The 3,687-nt window shown below is 42.7% G+C and carries 3 protein-coding genes; 2 read left to right on the plus strand and 1 reads right to left on the minus strand.

The genetic code is table 11. The features are described from left to right. A partial coding sequence (locus VIP81_RS02065) for an RNA polymerase sigma factor (protein WP_331956817.1) occupies positions 1–289 on the minus strand: 289 nt, incomplete at its 3' end. Positions 290–524: 235 nt separating this feature from the next. Between VIP81_RS02065 and VIP81_RS02070 the strand changes: the two genes are divergently transcribed. Next, on the plus strand, positions 525–1,598 hold the full coding sequence (locus VIP81_RS02070; protein WP_331956818.1) for a FecR family protein: 1,074 nt from the start codon (positions 525–527) through the stop codon (positions 1,596–1,598). Positions 1,599–1,829: 231 nt separating this feature from the next. After that, positions 1,830–3,687, plus strand: a 1,858-nt coding sequence (locus VIP81_RS02075) for a SusC/RagA family TonB-linked outer membrane protein (RefSeq protein ID WP_331956819.1), incomplete at its 3' end; no start/stop codon positions are given.

Genomic DNA, 3,687 nt, shown 5'->3' on the forward strand with positions numbered 1-3,687 from the left:
ACACCTGCCTGGACGCCGCTTGCTTACGGAGATGGTCTATGGCTTTGTTTTTAGCGATGACAAAAAGATACACCTGTGGATTTTTTATATGAGAAAGTGACGCTCTTTTTTGCCAGCAATGCATGAACACATCGTTGGTAATTTCTTCTGCTACTTCTTTGGAATGCGTAAGGCTAAAGGAAAAACGGAGCAGCGTCACAAAGAAATGATTGTAGAAAGCCCGAAAGGCAGTCTGATCATTGTTCCCTGTGATGTTACTGAAAAGTTCACTTATTGTACACTCGTTCATCCCTTTTTTCCGCTGATAATGGTTGCAAATTATGTAACGTAGATTACGTTAAAGTTAACAAAATTAATAATCCCGTTAACTTTTCCATATAGGTATTATTTTCTCTGAAAGTTAGGGTATTTTATCTCTATTGTTGGTTATGACTGCTATACTTTCCACTCAAAATTATTTTTAACAATCTTTTGGGGGTTTTTCAATTTCTTTTCGTCCTTCCTGTGTAATACGAACAAAATAGATGACAGAGGATCACCGGATCAATATATTGCTGGCCAGAAAACTTGCCGGAGAGGCTTCTCCGGAAGAATTAACAGAACTGGAGGACTTGCTGTTGCAGTTCCCCGGGCTTCATTATGCTTATACGATAGTAGAAGATATTACTACGCTGAAAGAAAATAATGGATTTTCTGTTGCTGAAGAACAGCAGTTATTACAAAAGGGGTTATCTAATATAGACCTGCTGATGGAAACGCCGGCAGCAAAAGTGAGACGGATGTTTCCGTGGAAAGCGGTGATGGGAGTAGCGGCCTGTGTGGCCGTATTAGTAACGGCTTACAGTTTTTGGCAACGGCCGGGCAAGCATCATTTCGGGAACGAAGTAGTGACCCGGAATGGCTCTAAAACCGCGGTGGTATTGCCAGACGGGACCAGCGTGGTGCTCAATGCATGTAGCCATTTGCGCTATGATGTGAATAGATTCCTGAATGGTGACCGGAAGGTAACATTGGTGGGAGAAGCTTATTTTGATGTAAAGCATGATCCGCAACATCCTTTTATTATTCAAACGGAGCATGCGGATATAAAGGTACTGGGTACCGTTTTTAATGTGAAGGCCTACGAAGAGGATGCCACCGTAGAAGCCACATTACTGAGTGGAAAAGTAGAGGTGAGCTTTCCGGAAGGAGCAGCTGCCGGTGGCCATAAAGTAGTGGTATTGCAACCAGAACAAAAACTAATCATTGATAAAAAGAATCTGACTGCTTTACCCGTGAAAGCAGTGAATGCCAACAAGAGTAATTACACCATTACAGCTGTAAAACCAACACAGGCGGGGGATTCCGCAGAGAATCAGACGACCGCCTGGATGAATGACCGTTTTGAATTTGACAAAATTACGTTTGAACAACTATCGCACGACCTGGAACGCTGGTACAACGTGACGATACGATTTAAGAATGATCGTTACAAGCAGGAAGTATTTAGCGGCGCTTTCCGCAAACAAAGCATAGATGGCATATTGCAGGCATTGCAATTAACATCCGGATTTCATTATGAAGTGAACAACAAGGAAAATGTTATTGATATATGGTAAACATCTAGCAGACATATAAATCAGAATACTTTTTTTATGGCGGTTAGCAAATAAAAAAAGGGAAATGCTCGAACATTCCCCCTTTTAAAATTGCTAGCTAAAACAACTAAACCGATCCACACAATCTGGTAATGGCCTGATTATTTCACCTAACGAAACAAATTTATGAAAAAAAGTCATTGGTGGCCTTCTCATATTCCGCGTAGGCGTATGAGGAAATTGGTACTAAGTATGAAACTAACTTCTGTATTGCTTTGTGCAGGTTTTCTGCAATTAAGCGCGCATGGACTTTCTCAGGAAAAGATCAGTGTTGATTACAAAAATATCAACATTGCCAAACTCCTGACCTTAATCGGGAAGCAAAGCGATTATACGTTCCTGTATAAGAACGCCATTATTCCTGATAAAAAGATATCCATCAGTATGAAGGATGCCCCGGTGCGGGCTATCCTGGACAATGCGCTGGCAGGGACTTCACTGGATTATAAGGTGATGAATGACAACCTGGTGGTGATTGTGGAGGCAGGAGATAAAGTGCTGAATATTAATATAAAAGGTAAAGTAACCGATGACGCTGGTAATCCGCTGATTGGGGTAACGGTGTTGGTAAAAGGCACTACCCATGGCGCGCATACCGATGAAAATGGTCGTTTTTCCCTGGATGCGCCTGAAAATGCGATACTGGAATTTTCCTATGTAGGATATGAGAGTATGCAGATGACGGCAAAGGCTGATCAGCACTATGATATAGTAATGAAAGCCAATTCCAGTGGTTTGAATGAAGTAGTGGTAGTGGGTTATGGTAAACAGAAAAGGATCAACCTCAGCGGTGCGGTAGATGCGATTTCCGGAAAAGAACTGGAAAGCCGTCCTATCACCAACGTGGCTACTGGTTTACAGGGATTGATTCCCAATCTGAATATTACAAATAGTGATGGCCGGGTTTCTTCTGCTGCGAAGTTTAACCTGCGCGGTATCACCTCCATTAATGGTGGCGATCCTTTTATCCTGGTAGATAATATTCCATTTACCAGCGACGAAGTATCCCGCCTTAATCCGGCGGATGTACAAAGTGTAACGGTGCTGAAGGATGCGGCGGCTGCTGCCATTTATGGTGCCCGTGCTGCTTTCGGGGTAGTATTAATTACCACCAAAACCGGAAAAGACGGACATCTTGCCGTGAGTGCGAATACCAACTATTCGGTACGTACATTGGGTAAGGTACCTAAGATTATTACAGATCCGCTAACGGTGATGCAATACAAACATGATGCAGGAGCACCTTTATATAACCTTTATCCACAGCCAGACAGGGATTATGCAGCGCAGTTGCTGAAAGATCCAACATTGCCGCGGGTGATTGTGAATCCAAATGATCCTAAATCATATAGCTACTATGGAGAAACAGATTGGCTGCATGAAGTGTACAGCAAGTCTGCTCCTGCCTATACCGCTAATTTCAGTGTATCCCAGGGTAATGAAAAACTGAATTACTATTTATCTGGTGAATATTATTCACAGGATGGTATGTTACGTAGTAATCCTGATAAATACGAGCGTTACAACCTGCGTGCAAAGGCTACCTATACCTTTAATGACCGCTTTAAGCTGGGTACAAATACGATGTACACCAATACTACCTATGACCAGCCTTTTGCTACCAGTACATCCGACGCCAGTCTTTATTCCGGTAGTACCAATAATTCGTTTTTCACTGCCGTAAACCGTACGCCTTCTTTGTCTGTATTCCATAATCCGGACGGCAGCTGGACAGCAGACGGTGCTAACCTGTTAGGTGTATTGCAGAGTGGTGGTCGCAGAAACGATAACTGGAGTGAGTTTATGACCACATTGAATGCAGAGTTGGGATTGATTAAAGATGTGTGGACCTTAAAAGCAGATGCCACCTGGAGAAGAGGGAGTGATGTAGGCAAAGGATTTAGTATTCCGGTAGCCTATAGTACTGGTCCTGGTGTAACTAATTATACCGGTGGTAACCTGACTTCCGCTTCCAACAGCAGCAATTCAGTGAAGTACAATGTATTTAACGTATATACCGACTTCCATAAAACATTCAATAAAAAGCATG

The organism is Chitinophaga sp. (assembly GCF_036566945.1).
Lineage (GTDB): Bacteria > Bacteroidota > Bacteroidia > Chitinophagales > Chitinophagaceae > Chitinophaga.